Below are 17,867 nucleotides of genomic sequence, written 5' to 3'. Positions count from 1 at the left end.
TCAAGAAACTAGAACAATAGCTTTCACATTATGGGACCTTATTTGACATTATGAGAAATGATATTTATGAACTGTTAAATACAATTACAGATGAAGAAAAAAAGATTTTGGAAGGGGATTCAGACATAAAAAAAGAGCTCTACACCTCAGAGGATGACTTTGTCGTAGACTCCAGTAAGCTTTTGGCCCAGGGCAAACTAATCGATATCAGACCTCACACCAGATTTGCCTATTTCCCTACCCACAGACATAACTACATAGAAATGGTCTGCATCTTAAAGGGTGAGCTTACCACCCATTTTGTGGATGGAGAAACTTTGACACTTAAGGCTGGAGATATACTCCTTTTAAATCGTCATGCCCGCCATGACATAGAGCCTTGTGGCAAGGATGATATAGCTATTAACTTTATCATTCTTCCAGAGTTTTTCTCCCGTACTCAGATTTTTTACGATAGAAATGATATTTTAAGAGACTTTATCGTAACCTCTTTATCAGATAAACAAAATTACAATGATTATATTTTGTATCATGCCAAGGGAATCCTTACTGTGGAAAATCTCATTGAAAATCTAATATGGACACTTATCTATCACAAGAATGATATGAACACTATCGCTATGTCCACCATGGATTTGTTGCTGATGAATCTGTGCACTCTTTCATCAGACAGCCTGACAGATATGAGCCGTGGCAGTAACTCCACCACTATTCAGGCACTAGAATATATCGATACTCATTTTGCTGATGCTACACTTGATGAGCTTGCAAGCCTTACTGGCTATTCCACAGCATATTTAAGCCGCCTGCTAAAGCAGAACACCGGCCTTAATTTCAAACAGCTATTACAGCAGCGCCGTCTTCAGGAGGCGGCATATCTGCTGGAAAGCACAACTCTTACAACTGAAAAAATCATAAAAAAAATTGGCTACGAAAATTCTGCATATTTCTACAGAATCTTCGAAGCCAAATATGGACAATCCCCAAAGGATTATCGTGGTTCTACTCATATAATGAATAAAAAGTCTTGATTACTTATTTCCCTTAAGCAATGGACGAAGTGGCTGGTAAATAAGCATTGTGATGATTGCTGAAATAAGTCCCTTTACAAATGTAAATGGTACGTTGAAAAGTAACAGGCACTGCTCGATTGAATGGATGTGAGCGAATGGTGCTACTGCCTGGTATGCTGCAACGATTACATCCTTTGGCATGAAGTTGTAGTATACCGGATATACGATAAATAAGTTTGATGGGAAGCTGATGGCTGCCATGATAAATGCACCAACCACTGCTCCAAGGATTGCGTTTCTCTTTGTCTTTTTGTGGTAGTAGATAAGTCCTGCTGGAAGAACAAAGCCTACACCAAGGATAAAGTTGGAAAGCTCTCCTACGCCACCTGTCTGTGTAATGAACAGATGAAGAATGTTTTTGATAAGGCATACGATAACGCCATATACTGGGCCTAGTGCAAATGATGCTACAAGTGCTGGAAGCTCTGACACATCGAGCTTGATGAAGCTAGGCATGATAGGCACTGCTGTGTCTAAAAACATAAGGACAAATGCGATTGCTGAAAGCATTGCAGTTACTGTCATGTTTCTTACGTTTACTCTTTTTGCTGGTTTCGTCTGTGACGCTGTTCCTGTAAATTGTGTTGTATCCATTTTGGACCTCCCTTAATAATAAATTTATTGGTTCTATTTAAGTAGGAAGTCTTCGGTTTGTTATAATTTGTTAGCCCTCATCCGCCCCTCGCCGGGGTGGCAGATAATGCTAAAGCATTATCTCTTCCCTCCGGGCACCTTCCCCCAGAGGGGGAAGGCTTTAAGGGTAACAAAAAGCCCTGAGATAAACTCAGGGCATCAAGTACTAAAATAACTGTACATCTTCTTCCATCCAGACTATACTGTCGGCTTCGGAATCACACCGAATCATGCCTTGCGGCTCGTGGGCTATACCACCGGTAGGGACTCACACCCTGCCCTGAAGATTTCCTATTTAATTCATATAGATTATATTACATTGCGCGCAACTAATCAACTATTTTTCATATGTTTTGCAAAATAGTTCTCTATCTAAAATAAACATATTAGTTGGTTCACGTTTCGAAACGACAAAGAAGTCCCCAGGGCGACCTAAGGTATAGTTGTCAGGATATGCCCTTGTGAATATCTTTGTACGTTTGTTGAGCTCTTTTGCATAAACATCTCCATCGCCTATATAAATGCAGCTTTTGATGTATGGCAAAAGGCTTCGGATGTGTTCTTTATTTTGAACTCGAATGACAGGCTCATAATCGCCGGGATAGTTATATTCCCCATCAACAACTCTGTGATATTTTTCAAAGGAGTTTTTAGTGGTGACGTAAATCTCACCCTTTATTCCTATGACAAGGTATGTATCTTCTTCTATGGTCAAATCTATATCACCCTGAAGTGCACGGATGGTAGTTTTTGTGCCCACTGGCATGATATCAGAGGCCTTAATATATCCAAACTGGACCTGTCTGTTGTGATATGTTTCCATCTCGTCAATATTGACCTGGTAATCGGCTGCATAGATAATTTCATTGTCGTTGAAGTAATCCTGCATACGCTCACGGAAGAACTGTTGGATGGTTGACGCATTGTAATCCATTTCGGCCTGTTCTAGCAGGGAGCGTGTGATTGAACCGCCCGCCTTTATGGTGTGTCCTCCTCCATTGCCTACACCTGCGCAAATATAGCGTGCAAGCTCATCTGCTTTTACTTCCTTTACACAGCTTCGAATGGAGATTTTGATACCACCCTCATGTACTGTGTATGCCAGACAACAGTCTACATCTTCAACCTCTAAAAGCATGTCGGCAATGATTCCAAGGATGTTTGGATCACATGGGTCCGCCTTTACGATAGAATAATGATTGTCCTTGTAATATTCAGAACCAAGAAGGGCTATTCCAGCTATGCGAAGCTCCTCCTGGGAAATGTTTGAATTTTTAAATTTGGTGATTTCCGCAGCACTATACTGCAAATCATCACGCATATCCATATCAAGCGGGTGATTGATTTCAGCGAAATTGTTACTGTCCGTCAGCAATCCATAATAAAGGGCTGTAGAAAGATTAATATCCTCTGAAATATCGTAGTGAGCTTCGCGAAACATATCCCAAATCAATGTGGAGCAGCTGGCGAGGAAGGACCTGACCTCAGACAGCTGAGGCAGAGGACTGGAAACCTGATGATGATCAATGATGGCTATGTTTTTCGCTTTGAATTTGCGAATGTTGCCCTCACCATACTGGCTGTCAACTGTAATTAATAAATCTGGAAGCTCCTGCTCACGTATGCCAAGAAGCTGTGAAAGCTGAGCCTGATGATTTACATAATGAATATCCACGCCCAAATCTGAAATCATAAGCTTAAGATTGCTTTTTGTGATTTCAAAATTGCCGCCATATACGAAGCAAACGTTTTTACCTTTATCTTTTAAATATTTAGTCAATGCCATACCTGATGCTATGGCATCAGCATCTGGTGTATTATGGCACTGAACTATAATATTATCAAATTCTAATAACTGTGAAAGTTTCATCTATACTCCTAAAATATCCCTTTTCGGAAAACATTATACAATATAACATTTTGTAAAATTTCACAAAAATAAAAAAAGATTCAGTTTCTATCTGCTGATAGATACTGAATCTTTTGTTTATACTTCTACTGGTGGAATAATTACTTCCTTCATAAGTTCATGTGACATATCATTAAGAATGCCATCTAATATCTCTACCTGCTCAGGCGAAAAATGTTTTTTAGCACGCTCTACAACTGTGCTGACATATTTCTGAGAAAGGTTGAAATAGTTATAATATTTATCTGTCACATGAAGATGATATTCTCTTCTATCTGTTTCTGATTGAACCTTTTCAATATAGCCCTTTTGTATCAAACTGTTTACCTTGTAGGCAGCGTTTGGCGATGATACATTAATAAAGTTTGCGAATTCTGCTACTGTAGGATTTTTGAGGGCATGTATAATCTCTACGCAAAAGAGCTCTACTGTGGTCAATGAAGTTTCCCTGGAATTAAGCTTTTTAAACATCTCCTGATAAAAATGAATCTTAAACTTGGTGTACACCTCGGAAAGTGTTTGTTCTAACATTTTTAGTACCTGTTCCTTCTTAAAATTTATCTCCCCTGGAAACATAATACTCAAATTACTCTCCTATGGCAAAGGAAATTTCAGCTTTAGCCGCAACCTGACCGTCCACGTATGCCACTGCCTCGCCAAAACCTACTGGTCCTTTTCTACTTGTAAGTTTGCATTCAAGCTCTAAAACATCACCTGGCTCCACCTGCTTTTTAAATCTGGCATTTTTGATTCCGCCGAAGAAGGCAAGCTTGCCCTTATTTTCCTCTTCTGTTAAAAGAGCCACTGCACCTACCTGAGCTAAAGCTTCTATAATAAGTACACCTGGCATTACAGGGTGACCTGGGAAGTGGCCGAGGAAGTGCATTTCGTTTGCGGTGACGCATTTAATTCCCTTGGCGTATGAACCTGGCTCACACTCTGTGACTTTATCTACCAGCAAGAACGGATAACGGTGTGGTAGGATTTCTTGTATTTCTTTATTACTTAACTGCATATATGCTCCTAGTCCGCTGATATTACACAGGCTGCGAATACCTTTAGCCCGCCAGTTACGCTATCAAGAATGTGTACCTATTTTTGAGATCGCTTTCGCTATACTCCTCAAAAATAGGTACACATTCTTGACAGCTACTGGCTCACTGTAGTGTTAAAGATGAAAACTTCTTCTTAAATAAATTGGCTACAGTTTTTGAGCCTGTGTAACATCAGCTCATCTAAATGATTTCAGTTTCAATTAAATCCTTGTACCTCTACGTATTGGATTAGTTACGCATACTTCTTAAATACGATTGACGCGTTGTGGCCTCCGAAACCAAGTGCGTTTGATAACGCTACGTTGATGTCGGCGTTGCGGCCTTGGTTTGGAACGATGTCTAAGTCGCAGGCTTCGTCTTTTTCGCGATAGTTGATTGTAGCTGGGACGAAGCTGTTTTTGAGGGCAAGGGTTGTGATGATTGCTTCTACTGCTCCTGCTGCACCAAGTAAGTGGCCTGTCATGGATTTGGTTGAGCTTACCATGAGTTTGTATGCGTGGTCGCCAAAAGCCTTTTTGATTGCAAGGGTTTCACCTGCATCGTTAAGGCTTGTGCTGGTTCCATGTGCATTGATGTAGTCTACGTCAGTCATTTCAAGACCTGCATCCTTTACGGCAAGTGTCATACACTTTGCGCCGCCTTCCCCTTCTGGGTTTGGAGCTGTGATATGATATGCATCGCAGTTTGTTCCGTAGCCTACGATTTCTGCATAGATTTTTGCGCCACGAGCCTTGGCATGCTCAAGCTCTTCTATAACAAGAATTCCTGCACCTTCGCCAAGTACAAAACCATGTCTTTCTTTATCAAATGGGATAGATGCACGATTTGGGTCCTCACTGGTGCAAAGTGCTTTCATTGACTGGAAGCCTCCGATGGCAAGTGGCATAACCACACCTTCTGCACCGCCACAAACCATTACATCTTCATAGCCATCACGTATTCTATGGAAGGAATCGCCAATGGCATTGTTTGAGCTGGCGCAGGCTGTTACTACCGATGTGCAGATACCCTTAAGTCCAAACATGATAGCAATCTGACCTGCTGCCATGTTGCTGATAGACATAGGAATAAAGAAAGGAGAAATTCTGTTATAGCCCTTTGTCTCTCCCTTTGTATGCTCCTCAGCGATTGTTGAAAGTCCACCGATTCCTGATGATACGATACAACCTACTCTATCTGCATTTTCCTTTTCCATTTCAAGGCCGGAATCTGCCATTGCTTCTTTGGCTGCTGCGCAGGCATACTGGCTATATACATCCATTCGCTTTGCTTCCTTTGGATCAAGCACTTCTGTAGGGTCGAAGTTCTTTACCTCACCGGCAAGCTTTACCTTAAAATCTGTTGTATCGAAACGTGTTATTGGTGCAATACCACATTTGCCTTCCTTAACTGCATCCCAGGTAGCCTCGACACTATTTGCAAGTGGATTGACTGTACCCATTCCAGTAATCACTACTCTTCTCATTACATACCTCCAGTAACTTCAACAACCTGTCCTGTGACATAAGCTGCCTTTTCTGATGCTAAAAATTCAACTACATTTGCAATATCCTCTGGCTGTCCAAAACGGCCAACTGGAATCTGCTTTAAATATGCTTCCTTCACATTGTCAGGAAGCTTATCTGTCATTGCTGTCTGAATAAATCCTGGAGCTACCGCATTTACGGTAATCCCCTTTGCGCCATACTCCTTTGCAACTGACTTCGTAAATCCGATAATTCCTGCCTTACTTGCGCAATAATTTGCCTGTCCAGGATTTCCTTCCACACCTACTATTGAAGTGATATTGATGATACGTCCATGTCTGGCCTTCATCATATCCTTTATAGCAGCCTTTGTGCACAGGAAGGTTCCCTTCAAATTTATATCGATAACTGAATCAAAATCAGCTTCACTCATGCGGATTAAAAGGCCATCCTTTGTAATCCCTGCATTATTTACAAGCACCTCTACAGCACCAAGCGAAGACTTAACTTCCTCGAACATGGCATTTACATCATCGATATTGCTTACATCAGCCTTAACACTGATAGCCTGCACGCCCTGTTCCTTACACTCAGTCACTGTCTCTAGTACTGCAGCTTCATTTCCTGAATAGCAGATAGCCACATCAAAGCCTGCTTTAGCAAGATTCAACGAAATAACTTTTCCTATACCTCGGCTTCCGCCTGTTACAAGTGCAACACTCATGCCAATTCCTCCACGATATTTTCAAAGTCCTCTACAGTATCGATTGAATATACCTTTACGCCATCTACTGTCTTGTTAATAAACTTACTGATGGCTTTGCCTGGTCCGATTTCGATAATAGTATCTACACCCTCATCAGCCATATATTTGATAGAATCCTCCAGATAAACTGATGACTGCACCTGCTTCTCAAGAAGCTTTGCCACACTATCATCCTCTGACTTTTCTTTGCCAAGGCAATTAAATACCACCTTGGAATTTGGCTGATTGAAATCTACATTTTTAAATTCCTCTGCAAGCTTATCACCAGCTGGCTTCATAAGCTTTGTATGGAATGGACCGCTCACCTTTAAAGGTAAAATGCGCTTTGCTCCTGCTTCCTTCAGACATGCACTAGCCTTATCAATAGCAAGTGCATCTCCGGAAATTACAATCTGTCCAGGGCAGTTATAATTTGCAGGCTGAACTACAAATTCACCATTGTAAAAATTATTTACATAATCGCAGGTTTCCTGAACAACCTCTCGGTCTGCCCCAAGTACTGCACACATCTTTACAGTTCTATCAGAAGCTGTCTCTGACATGTATTTTCCTCTTTTTGCGATAAGCTCCATAATTGTGCTCTCGTCAATAACACCTGCTTCGTAAAGTGCTGAATACTCACCCAGACTAAGGCCACAGGTATAGTCAGACTTAAGGCCCTTCTTATGCAAAAGCTTTGTTACGCCAATTGCGAAGGCTACCATGGCTGGCTGAGTGTATCTTGTGTCTGAGAGCTGCTCGATTGGGCCCTCAAATGAAAGTTTGGCAACGTCCATGTCAGTGACGCTTTTAACTGAGGCTGTGGCGTTGTCAATAGTCTCCCTAAAATCTTCGTATTTATCGTAGAAATCCTGGCCCATACCTACCTTTTGTGTACCTTGGCCAGCGTATATAAATCCTAGTTTCATGTTTTACCCCTAGTCCGCCCTGCAGGCGGCCACACACAGCTTTGCATTCGCCGCGCTTTCGCTCTTGTCGCAACGTAGCGGTACTAAGCTCGTGGCAAGCCACTCGCTAAGTGCCGACGTTGCTTTACGGGCTCATTGCAAAGCTGCGTGTGTCCACCCGCAGGGCTCATCTAAATCTTTTAAATTGCAATATTAACAGCGTTTTCTAACGTACGCTTCGCATTTACGTAAATATCATCGAGAATCGATGATGCTGGACGAATGGCTGTGAGTTGGCCGCAGACTTGGCCGGCCATTACGGAGCCGCGGATCATGTCGCCGTCAACTACGGCGCGGCGGAGGCCGCCTAGTGTGATTTTTTCAAGTTCTTCTCGGCCGGCACCTTCGGCTTCCAGCTTTAGGTATTCGCGGGCCATTTCGTTTTTGATGATACGCACTGGTGCACCCTGGCTGCGGCCTGTTACTGTGGTAGCGTTATCTTTTGCCTTGATGAGGGCAGCTTTGTAATTTTCGTGGATTGGGCATTCTTCTGATACAAGTAAGCATGTTCCAATCTGAACGCCACAGGCACCCATAAGAAGAGCTGCTGCCATCTGCTCGCCTGTGGCGATACCGCCTGCTGCAATAACAGGTACATCTACTGCTGCAACCACCTGTGGAAGCAGTGTCATTGTAGTCATATCGCCTACATGACCGCCTGACTCACCGCCCTCTGCGATTACTGCATCAGCACCAGCTCTTACCATCATTTTTGCAAGTGCAACGGATGCAACTACTGGAAATACCTTTGCACCCATGGCTTTCCAGCCTGCCATATATTTTCCAGGGTTACCTGCACCTGTTGTGATGAACTGCACCTTTTCCTCAATGAGCATCTGAGCGATGTTATCTACATCAGGATTCATCAGCATTAAATTTACACCAAATGGCTTGTCGGTTTTGCTTTTGCAAATTCTAATTTGCTCACGCAAAGCCTCGGCATTCATTCCGCCCGAAGCAACAAGACCAAGGGCTCCCGCATTGCTTACTGCAGCTGCAAATGCACCTGTGGCGATGTTTGCCATGCCACCCTGAATAATAGGATATTTAGTTCCTGTTAAATCATTTAATTTCATAGCTTAATCCTCTACTTCTTGAAACAAATCAGCCTCCTAGTTCTTCATGCTCCCGCAGGCCACCTCCCATACTCAAGCAAGGAATCCTCCCCAAGGGGTCCCTCCTTACTTGGCATGGGGCCCTCCTGCTCGCGCTTACCATGTTTTTCAAGCTGATTTGTTATCTAAATGTTTTACATCTCTAATACGATAGCTCCCCAGGTGCGGCCTGCGCCGAAGGCACACAGGAGTACTTTATCGCCTTTACGGATTTTGCCAGATTTGAAGGCTTCGTCTAAGGCGAGGCCTACGCTGGCTGCCGATGTGTTGCCATATTTATCTATATTTACGACAAACTTATCCATAGATTGTTTTACTTTTTTTGCAATGGATTCTATGATGCGAAGATTTGCCTGATGAAGTACAAAATGATCAATCTCGTCGTAGGTAAGCCCCGCCTTATTTACAGCCTGTTCTATAACCTTTGGCACTGTTGCTACTGCAAATTTGTAGGTGCCCTGGCCGTCCATATGAATAAATCCATTTGGGGATTTGATGTTGATCATTTCCTCATCACCATCTACGCCAATAACAGAACTGTAAAGTGAATCTGAAAGTGTTACCACTGCTGCTGCAGCTCCATCACCAAATAATACGCAGGTGCTTCTATCTGTCATATCCATTTTTTGTGATAGCACTTCAGCACCGATGATAAGTCCATATTTAGAGTTTCGAGCCATCATAAGTGCTCGAATTGTTTCTAGTCCAAAAATAAATCCTGAGCATCCTGCCCCTACATCAAGGGCTATTATGTCCTTTGAAAGTCCTAGGCGCCCCTGTACAAGACAGGCTGCTGATGGAGAAAAATAATCAGCCGAGACTGTACAAACGATTACTACTCCAATTTCTTCTTTAGGTATTCCTGAATTTTCTATTGCCTGCTTTGCCGCCATTTCTGCAAGGTAAGTATGATTCTCATCGCCCTGTACATAGTGGCGCTCCTTCATACCTGTTCGCTGGCTGATCCACTCATCGCTTGTCTCAACGATTTTTGCAAGGTCATCATTTGTGACAACCTTGCTTGGTGTGCAGGCTCCGGTTGCTAAAATCTTTATTCCTGTCATTTATAAATTTTCCAATCTAGCTGACGAATCTACCTTTAAAAATGCCTCGTCAAAGCTTCTAAATTTTTCAAAACGTTCCTTAGCCAAAGTATCGCCTGATTTTCCCTCAAGCTCCTTTAGAGCCTTAGAAATCTGCTTGTCTACCCTGGCAAATAATCTATCATATGCTCCTGTGGCAGAATCCTCATCTACCACTGAAAGACCTACGCCTCGCTCAGAAATGATTCCATCTATCACGCCAAACTCAAGCAAATCTGTTGCTGTAAGCTTCATAGCCTCTGCAGCCTCATCGCGTCTGGCGCTGTCGTGCCATAATATAGATGCAAAGCCCTCTGGTGATAAAACAGAATAAACTGCATTTTCAAGCATATATACTCTGTTTGCCACTGCTATTCCAAGAGCTCCGCCACTGCTTCCTTCCCCGGTTACAATTGTGATTACTGGAACTTTAAGTGAACTCATTGCTGCAAGATTTCCAGAAATTGCCTGAGATATTCCATACATTTCTGCCTCAAGGCCAGGGTACGCACCTGGAGTATCCACAAATGTAATGATAGGTCTTGAAAACTTTTCAGCCTGCTTCATTATGCGAAGCGCTTTTCGGTAGCCTTCCGGTCCTGGCATGCCGAAATTGCAGAGTACATTTTCATTAACATCATTTCCCTTACGATGGCCCAGTACAGTCACCGGCTTGCCGTGAAAGAGTGCGATACCTCCATAGATACTTGCATCTTCCTTACCAAGCATATCTCCCTTTTGCTCAAAGAAATCCGTAAATACGTTATCGATGTAATCAGTGATTTTCGGTCTGTCTTTGTCGCGAGCTGCTAGAACTCTGTCTATTGCTTTCATAAATACACCTCTTTTGCATCAGCCATTATGGCCAACGGTTTCAGCCAGCCACTGGGGCTGCCTAGTTCACATGTAATTTTAAAATTCTGGCAAGTGTAGTTCTTACTTCGTCTCTTTCTACTACTGCATCCACAAATCCATGCTCCTCTAAAAACTCGGCTCGCTGAAAGCCTTCAGGAAGCTTTTGGCCTATGGTCTGCTCGATTACTCTAGGGCCCGCAAAGCCAACTAGCGCTCCCTTTTCAGCTATGGTGATGTCGCCTAATGTTGCAAAACTAGCACTTACACCACCAGTTGTTGGATGGGTCAAAACCGCAATATATAACCCACCTTCATTTTTAAAGCGCTCAATTACTGCACTGGTTTTTGCCATTTGCATAAGGCTTAGGATTCCCTCCTGCATTCTGGCACCGCCGCTGGCTGTAAAAATAATGAGTGGCAGCTTATGCTCTGATGCATACTCAGCGCTTTGGCAAACTATTTCTCCAAGCTCCATTCCCATGGATGCCATCATAAAATGCTTGTCCATAACCACTATCACTGCCCCGTGGCCTTCTATTTCACATGTACCTGCAATGATTGCATCGTGAATGGAAAGCTCTTCTCTCAACTCTTCCTTTTTCTCAACATATCCTTCAAATTCAAGAGGATTTGTCTCTGGAAAATCAAATGTAAATTCCTCAAAGGTTTCTGCATCGACTGTATCTAAGATACGGTCTCTTGCTGAATAAGACTTAGCGGGTTTAATCACTGGGCTTAACAGCTCTTCAGGATTTTCCCTGAGCATCTTATATCTATTGAATTTTTCTTTTCTTTCATTTACTGCGTTTGCGTTCATAACACCTCTTAAGCCTAATTGAAATTTTAGGCATCGGCTTCTTCAGCCGCCTTATCCCAATTTAGGATTTCTTCTACGTGTTCCTCGATGAAGCCTACGTTGTAATTTCCTTTAATGAAATCAGGATGATGTAAAAGCAGGTAATCAAAATCTCCATTTGTAATAATTCCATCGGTAACAAGTTCAAGCAATGCTCTTCTCATTCGTCTGATGGCCTCTAGTCTGGTCTCAGCATGAACGATGATTTTTGCCATCATGGAATCATAAAATGGGCTGGTTTCGTACCCTGTGTAAAGCAATGTATCCACTCTTACACCAGGGCCTCCAGGAACATTCAAGAAACTGATTTTTCCTGTGTTTGCCATAAATCCCTTTGCAGGATCCTCCGCATTGATTCTGCATTCGATTGCATGACCCTTTAGCTTTACATCACGCTGTCTAATCTTTAGTGGTTCGCCAAAGGCAATCCTGATTTGCTGTTTTATCAAATCTATTCCAGTAACCGCTTCAGTGACGCCATGCTCCACCTGAATTCTTGTGTTCATCTCGATGAAATAATAGTGATTTCTTTCATCTAACACGAATTCAACAGTTCCCGCGTTAGTATAACCTGCTGCCTTTGCTGCCAGCACTGCGGCCTTTCCCATAGATTTACGCAAATCATCATCTATAAACATACATGGGCTTTCCTCTATCAGCTTTTGATTTTTACGCTGAATAGAACAATCACGCTCTCCTAAATGGATTACATTTCCGTGCTCATCTGCTAATACCTGAAATTCGATATGTCGTGGATTTAAAATCAGCTTTTCAACATACATTTCATCGTCGTTAAAGCAGGCTCTTGTTTCTGCCTTTGCTTCTTCATAAAGCTTTTTCAAATCCTCTGGCTGATAAACACGGCGCATTCCGCGTCCACCGCCACCGGCACTTGCTTTTATTAAAACCGGATAGCCAATCTTTTTTGCTATTTTTTCAAGCTTCTTGTAATCCTCAACAGGACCATCTGAGCCTGGTACAACAGGAACGCCTGCCTTCATCATAATCTTTCTGGCTGTGGCCTTGTTTCCAAGTGCATCCATGGCATCTGCTGTAGGGCCTATAAATGTAATTCCCTCTACTTCGCATTTACGAACGAAATCGGAATTCTCTGAAAGGAAACCAAAGCCTGGATGAATAGCATCGCATCCTGTCACTTTAGCTGCTGTAATAATAGCATCCATGTTCAGGTAGCTATCTGCCGCTCTGGCAGGGCCGATGCAAACGCTTTTAGTCGCAAGCTTCACATGAAGTGAATCCTTATCAGCAGTAGAATAAATTGCAACTGCCTCAATATTCATTTCCATACATGCCCTGATAATTCGAACAGCAATCTCACCACGATTGGCAATCAATATTCTGTTAAACATAACTACTCTCCTATGCAAAATAGATTTTGTTCAAACTCGACAATATCCTGATTTTTTGCATATATTTCTTTTACCACACCGTCCTTAGGTGAAGTGATTTCACTCATCATCTTCATGGCTTCGATAAGGCAAAGCACCTGGCCTTCCTTAACCGAATCCCCTACCTGAACGTATGGCTTTTCCTCTGGTGATGGAGCTGAATAGAACACACCTACAAGTGGTGCCTTTACTATCTCACCATCAACTGGCTGCTGCTTTTCCTCTACAGATGACTCTGATGTGGATACTGGCTCAGCTGCTGCAGCCTCAACCTGAACTGCAGCAGGATTAACCACTGATGTCTGTGGTGCTGCTACAACCACCTGCTTTACATCGTCAGGCTTTCTAAGTCTGATATCCACACCATCCTGTTTAATTCGTAAATACGAACTGTCGCTTTCATCAAAAGCCTTAAGCAGCTCTTTTATTTCTTTAACGTCCATGATTATTTATGTGCCTCAAGATAATTTACGATATCTGCTACTGTCTTAATTTCTGCCATTGCATCCTCATCGATTGTGATGCCTGTCTTTTCCTCAACTGCAAGAGAAAGCTCTACTGCGTCAAGTGAATCTGCACCAAGGTCATCAAAAAGGTTAGCCTCAAGTGTAACCTTCTCTGCTGCACAGCTAAGTGTATCGATAATTACTTCCTTTACTACTTCAAACATAAATTTTCTCCTTTATTTGCTTGTTGATAAATATTTTCTGTTAGCTAAATGTTTTTAGTTAAAACTTTTTAACTAACTGAGTTATATAATACCCATCTTTTATTCAATGTCAAGGTACTAGTTAAAAATTTTTAGATATTAGACGTTTGGGTAATTGTCCTCAGTAGGAAAATAGACAAAAAAAGACTGGTCTATCGTTAATTTGATAAACCAGTCTTTTTATTATGATTCTACTGTTTTAAACATCCCCAACTACCGAGAATTCTATAACAGTGGCGTCCTCCAACTCTGTGTAAAGCTGATTGAATTCAGAGTCATCCTCACAAACTATTGGCTCCAAGCCTGCTTCAGTGTAGTAGTAGGTAGCCTCACCTTCTCCGTACTCTACATTTACCTGCTCTACCATGGAAAGCTTACCGTCTTTGATGGTGTCCTTTACCATCCAATGATTAGCGCCACAGTAAAGGATGTCATTGTTTAAGGTAAGTGGATAGGCTGTACCGCCACAGGTAACCTTGGCCACCTCTTCGATTGCACCGTCTTTGTCATATCTAAAGATAGTAGCATCAATGGCAACCATCTGTCCGCCGCCCCAATCATAGCAACCACTTGCAACTAAAAGTACATCCTCATCGCCGATTTTGGCATTGGCATAACCCATTCCAGGCTCTAACTTTCTGTCTACAATCTGGGTAAAGGTATCACATCCAGAAATGTCGATATCTGGCGCAATTCCTGTTCCATCGTTTAGAAATTCTGACTCTACATCTATGTCGTCAGGATCCTCAGCAGGTGTCTTTTCTTCCTCAGCATCTGCTGTTTCTTCTGCTTTTGTGTCGGTAGACGCCTCCTCTACTTTAGTCTTATCAACCTTTTGTTCTGTTGCGTCTGTACCATTCTCTGACTGAGTGTTTCCCTGATTTCCACAGCCCACCATCGCAAGCAACGCAGCTGTCAAGATTAATACTAAAACCTTTTTTTTCATTTTTCCTCCTCGATGTTGTATTTAATTTTAATTTAAGTAATTCTTAGCATTTGAAGCATCTACACCTTCAAATGGAACCCATAGATGTAATTTATCCTCTGAGATTGTTTCAAATCCTGTAACTGTTCCACCCTTTGCCAATTCTATTGCAGCCTTTGCAGCCTCTGCTCCCTGTGGTCCAGCTGGCTGATATACTGTAAATACCATTTCTCCAGCAAGAATTGCCTCGCAGCCATCTGCTGTGGCATCTACACCTAAAATAGGCATATCCTTGAGATTGATATTATTGTCCTGGCATGCCTGGATAGCACCTCGTGACATAGCGTCATTATTACATACTATTACGTCAAAATTTATTCCTTTGCTTATTGCAAAATTAACTGCTTCTCTTGCTTTACCTGTATCAAAATCTGCAAAATCTTCAAAGACATAATTTATCTTTTTTCCACTGGCATTTAAGTCTTCCTTTAATGTCTTTGTTCTGCCTATTGTAGCTGAATGTCCATCAAGACCCTTTAATAATAATACATTAATTTCATTCTTTGATGCGAATAAATTTAGTATATATTCTGCCTGTAGCTTTCCTGCCACACCCTCATCTGAAGCGCAGTATATATATTTGTCTTCCTTTAGTGTCGCGTCATCTGGTGCATTGTTGCAGAAAATGATTGGCAAATCACCTGCTGCAGCCTCCAGCTGTCTTGCGGTAGATGCGTCCTCAGGTATACACATTATTGCGCCGTAGCCTTCACTCTGTGCAGACTTTATTTGTTCGATCTGCATATCTAAAGAATGCTCTGGATAAACACATTCTACAGTTGCCCCTACACTTGCTGCATACTCCTGCGCACCTTCGGCTAAAGTATCTCTGAATGTATTTCCTTCTTCCTGTGAATATGTAAACAGCACCTTTACACCATTGCCACCTGATGAAGTATTTTTAGAAGAAGATAATCCACAACCAGAGATTGACATTGTTACTAATAACATTAGTGCTAATATTTTCCTTCTCATCTCGATTAACTCCTTTAAATCTTAAACTGATGTACCTGTCTGTCTAATTCTACTGAAGTTGATGCCAACATTTCAGATTCCTTTGCAACCTTCTCGCTATTATTAGTTAGCTTGGCAGACTGTTTAACTATTTCTTCTGATGTAGTTAAAATGATTTCTGCGCTTGCTGCCTGCTGCTCTGAAATAGCTGCTACATCAGTTGCAACCGCATCTACTTCGCCTACCTTTTCAATCATCTCAGCAACCATCTCGTTGGTCTGCTGAATGTTCTTGTAGATTAATCCGAATGTATCTACAGCATTTGTGATGTATTCACTACTTTCATCAATACTTCTAACGCTGTCCTCTGCCTTCTTTTCTGCATCCTTAACTAAATTATCAATTCCATACACAAGCTCTGTAATCTGCTGTACAGAATTTGTACTGGTCTGAGCCAATTTACCAATCTCATTTGCAACAACAGCAAAGCCTTTTCCTGTCTCGCCTGCTCTTGCTGCTTCGATTGATGCATTTAATGATAACAGGTTTGTCTCTTCTGCAATGGTGCCTATCAGTTTAACAATTTCTGTAATCTCATTTGATGCAACTCCTACATCATTGATTGCAGTCTGGAGTTCAGTAATTGATGAAATGATATTGCTCATTGCATCGCTTACCTTCTCCATATCCTTGTGACCCTTATTGGCAACATTTACTGTTTCAGACATTTGCTGGCTTACACTTTCACCATTGTTTCTGGTGTCTGTAACAACCAAAGCAAGGGTTGTTGCACTGTTTGCTATTTCATTAATAGAGCTTGCAAGACCATCTACCGTTTCATTTAAGCCCTGCATTGAATCCTCTTGCATCTTAGAGGCGTCATACATTTCTCTGGAAACTGTATTACTTTCATCAGCCTGCTGATTCAGGTTGACAGCAATATTTCCAATCTTACTAATCAAGCCATGCATTGTGCCTGCGAAATCTCTGATTCCTTCAGACATTGAAGTAATTTCGTTGTTACCTTCAACTTCAATCTCCATGGTGAAATCGCCATTTGTCATGGTATTGATTACTCCTGAAAGTTTATTTACAGGCTTGATTAAGATATGTACTGTTCTTTCAATTAAAACAATTAAAATCAATACACCAGCAACTGCGAGACCTGCCATTACTTTTCCAAGCTTATATACATCACTTAGAATAATATTTGAAGGGATGAAGGATACTAATACCCAGTCAGTTCCGCTTACTTCGCAAAAGGCTGTCATATTTCCGGCGATTTCTTTTGTAGAATAATCAGATGTAGAGAGGGCATTTGCTACACCACTGTAAAATTCGTCGGTACTATAGTCTGCGATGTTGGCTCCAACCTTTGAGGAATCTCTATTACTAATGATAGTTCCAGTTGCTGCTTCAACAAGAAATGTCTCGGCTTTTTCCATCTCAACATTTGAGTTTACGATTACACTTATTTTATCCAGTGTAACGTCAGCGCCAATTACACTTATACCGTCAGGATCATTTTTAAGCATTCCGGTGGCACTTATAACCTTTTTTCCATCATTATTAACATATGGATCACCGAAGGCCATGTTGATTCTTGTTGAACCCTCTAAATACCAGTTTGAGGCTAATACATTACTTTCTGTTTTTTTAGAGCCTGCACCGGTAATGAACTGTCCATCATTTTTTCCTATATAAAAGCCATCCTCAAACGAAGTGTTGTAACCAACAGTACCATCCAAAATCGCCTTTAAGGTTGCCTCATCTGGATTTGAGCTTTCGATGGTATTTTTTACAATTTTAAAGGAGTCCAAATTGTCCTTCATCCAAGATTCAATATCACTCTTTTGACTTCTGATAGAGGTTTTTAGTAGTTCCTCTGCTTCGCCTCTTAAGCTTTTAGAAGAAATCTGATACGAACTCAACACTAAAATAAGCATCATAATCGTAACTATAGGAATGATTATGATTAACAGATTTAATTTTATAGACCCTCTTTTTTTAGTATTTTCCGCCAATGACATTACATCCTCCTTCCTACACCCCT

The 17,867-nt window shown here is 41.7% G+C and carries 18 protein-coding genes and 1 riboswitch; of the genes, 1 reads left to right on the top strand and 17 read right to left on the bottom strand.

Annotated elements, in window-relative coordinates:
• Window positions 1–50: 50 nt before the first annotated feature.
• Window positions 51–1,031, top strand: coding sequence for an AraC family transcriptional regulator (locus BLV53_RS05900; RefSeq protein ID WP_090298483.1), 981 nt, complete (start codon window positions 51–53; stop codon window positions 1,029–1,031).
• On the opposite strand, the gene BLV53_RS05895 is transcribed toward BLV53_RS05900, so the two are convergent.
• From BLV53_RS05895 to BLV53_RS05815, 17 genes are all read right to left on the bottom strand, one after another.
• Window positions 1,032–1,667, bottom strand: a complete 636-nt coding sequence (locus tag BLV53_RS05895) for an ECF transporter S component (RefSeq protein WP_090298481.1) — start codon at window positions 1,665–1,667, stop codon at window positions 1,032–1,034.
• A 216-nt stretch (window positions 1,668–1,883) separates the two neighbouring features.
• Window positions 1,884–1,998, bottom strand: a riboswitch (FMN riboswitch).
• Between the two features lie 45 nt (window positions 1,999–2,043).
• Window positions 2,044–3,576 (bottom strand): DHH family phosphoesterase, encoded by a 1,533-nt coding sequence (locus BLV53_RS05890; protein WP_090298478.1) that lies wholly within the window; start codon window positions 3,574–3,576, stop codon window positions 2,044–2,046.
• A gap of 117 nt (window positions 3,577–3,693) precedes the next feature.
• Window positions 3,694–4,191 carry a MarR family transcriptional regulator gene (locus BLV53_RS05885; RefSeq protein ID WP_090298926.1) on the bottom strand — a complete coding sequence of 166 codons (498 nt, stop codon included), beginning with the start codon at window positions 4,189–4,191 and terminating at the stop codon, window positions 3,694–3,696.
• 10 nt (window positions 4,192–4,201) lie between these two features.
• Window positions 4,202–4,630: a 3-hydroxyacyl-ACP dehydratase FabZ gene (gene fabZ / locus BLV53_RS05880; protein ID WP_090298475.1), complete on the bottom strand. Its 429-nt coding sequence runs from the start codon at window positions 4,628–4,630 to the stop codon at window positions 4,202–4,204.
• A 272-nt stretch (window positions 4,631–4,902) separates the two neighbouring features.
• Window positions 4,903–6,135 (bottom strand): beta-ketoacyl-ACP synthase II, encoded by a 1,233-nt coding sequence (gene fabF / locus BLV53_RS05875; RefSeq protein WP_090298473.1) that lies wholly within the window; start codon window positions 6,133–6,135, stop codon window positions 4,903–4,905.
• Window positions 6,135–6,860 (bottom strand): 3-oxoacyl-[acyl-carrier-protein] reductase, encoded by a 726-nt coding sequence (fabG, locus tag BLV53_RS05870; protein WP_090298470.1) that lies wholly within the window; start codon window positions 6,858–6,860, stop codon window positions 6,135–6,137. Before fabG ends, fabF begins: the two co-directional genes overlap by 1 nt.
• The gene (locus BLV53_RS05865; RefSeq protein ID WP_090298467.1) at window positions 6,857–7,810 is read right to left on the bottom strand and encodes an ACP S-malonyltransferase; all 954 of its coding nucleotides are present in this window, start codon (window positions 7,808–7,810) and stop codon (window positions 6,857–6,859) included. Before BLV53_RS05865 ends, fabG begins: the two co-directional genes overlap by 4 nt.
• 179 nt (window positions 7,811–7,989) lie before the next feature.
• Window positions 7,990–8,925, bottom strand: a complete 936-nt coding sequence (locus tag BLV53_RS05860; protein ID WP_090298465.1) for a nitronate monooxygenase — start codon at window positions 8,923–8,925, stop codon at window positions 7,990–7,992.
• Window positions 8,926–9,098: 173 nt separating this feature from the next.
• Entirely contained in the window at window positions 9,099–10,028 is a 930-nt protein-coding gene (locus tag BLV53_RS05855; RefSeq protein ID WP_090298462.1) for a beta-ketoacyl-ACP synthase III, read from the bottom strand.
• Entirely contained in the window at window positions 10,029–10,880 is an 852-nt protein-coding gene (gene accA / locus BLV53_RS05850) for a carboxyltransferase subunit alpha (protein WP_090298459.1), read from the bottom strand. It abuts the gene before it with no gap.
• 61 nt (window positions 10,881–10,941) lie between these two features.
• A complete protein-coding gene (locus tag BLV53_RS05845; RefSeq protein ID WP_090298456.1) occupies window positions 10,942–11,718 on the bottom strand; it encodes an acetyl-CoA carboxylase carboxyltransferase subunit beta in 777 nt (258 codons plus the stop codon).
• A gap of 26 nt (window positions 11,719–11,744) precedes the next feature.
• A complete protein-coding gene (gene accC, locus BLV53_RS05840; protein WP_090298451.1) occupies window positions 11,745–13,127 on the bottom strand; it encodes an acetyl-CoA carboxylase biotin carboxylase subunit in 1,383 nt (460 codons plus the stop codon).
• A gap of 2 nt (window positions 13,128–13,129) precedes the next feature.
• Complete coding sequence (accB, locus tag BLV53_RS05835) at window positions 13,130–13,609, bottom strand: acetyl-CoA carboxylase biotin carboxyl carrier protein (protein WP_090298448.1); 480 nt, start codon at window positions 13,607–13,609, stop codon at window positions 13,130–13,132.
• Window positions 13,610–13,611: 2 nt separating this feature from the next.
• The gene (locus BLV53_RS05830; RefSeq protein ID WP_090298445.1) at window positions 13,612–13,836 is read right to left on the bottom strand and encodes an acyl carrier protein; all 225 of its coding nucleotides are present in this window, start codon (window positions 13,834–13,836) and stop codon (window positions 13,612–13,614) included.
• 238 nt (window positions 13,837–14,074) lie between these two features.
• Window positions 14,075–14,821 (bottom strand): hypothetical protein, encoded by a 747-nt coding sequence (locus BLV53_RS05825; protein WP_090298442.1) that lies wholly within the window; start codon window positions 14,819–14,821, stop codon window positions 14,075–14,077.
• Between the two features lie 27 nt (window positions 14,822–14,848).
• Window positions 14,849–15,835 (bottom strand): sugar ABC transporter substrate-binding protein, encoded by a 987-nt coding sequence (locus tag BLV53_RS05820; RefSeq protein WP_090298439.1) that lies wholly within the window; start codon window positions 15,833–15,835, stop codon window positions 14,849–14,851.
• A gap of 14 nt (window positions 15,836–15,849) precedes the next feature.
• On the bottom strand, window positions 15,850–17,844 hold the full coding sequence (locus BLV53_RS05815) for a methyl-accepting chemotaxis protein (protein ID WP_090298436.1): 1,995 nt from the start codon (window positions 17,842–17,844) through the stop codon (window positions 15,850–15,852).
• Window positions 17,845–17,867: the final 23 nt, after the last annotated feature.

Source organism: Pseudobutyrivibrio sp. ACV-2 (genome assembly GCF_900107545.1).
Lineage (GTDB): Bacteria > Bacillota > Clostridia > Lachnospirales > Lachnospiraceae > Pseudobutyrivibrio.
The sequence above is the reverse complement of the archived record's forward strand: the minus strand, read 5'-3'. Positions and strand labels throughout refer to the sequence as shown.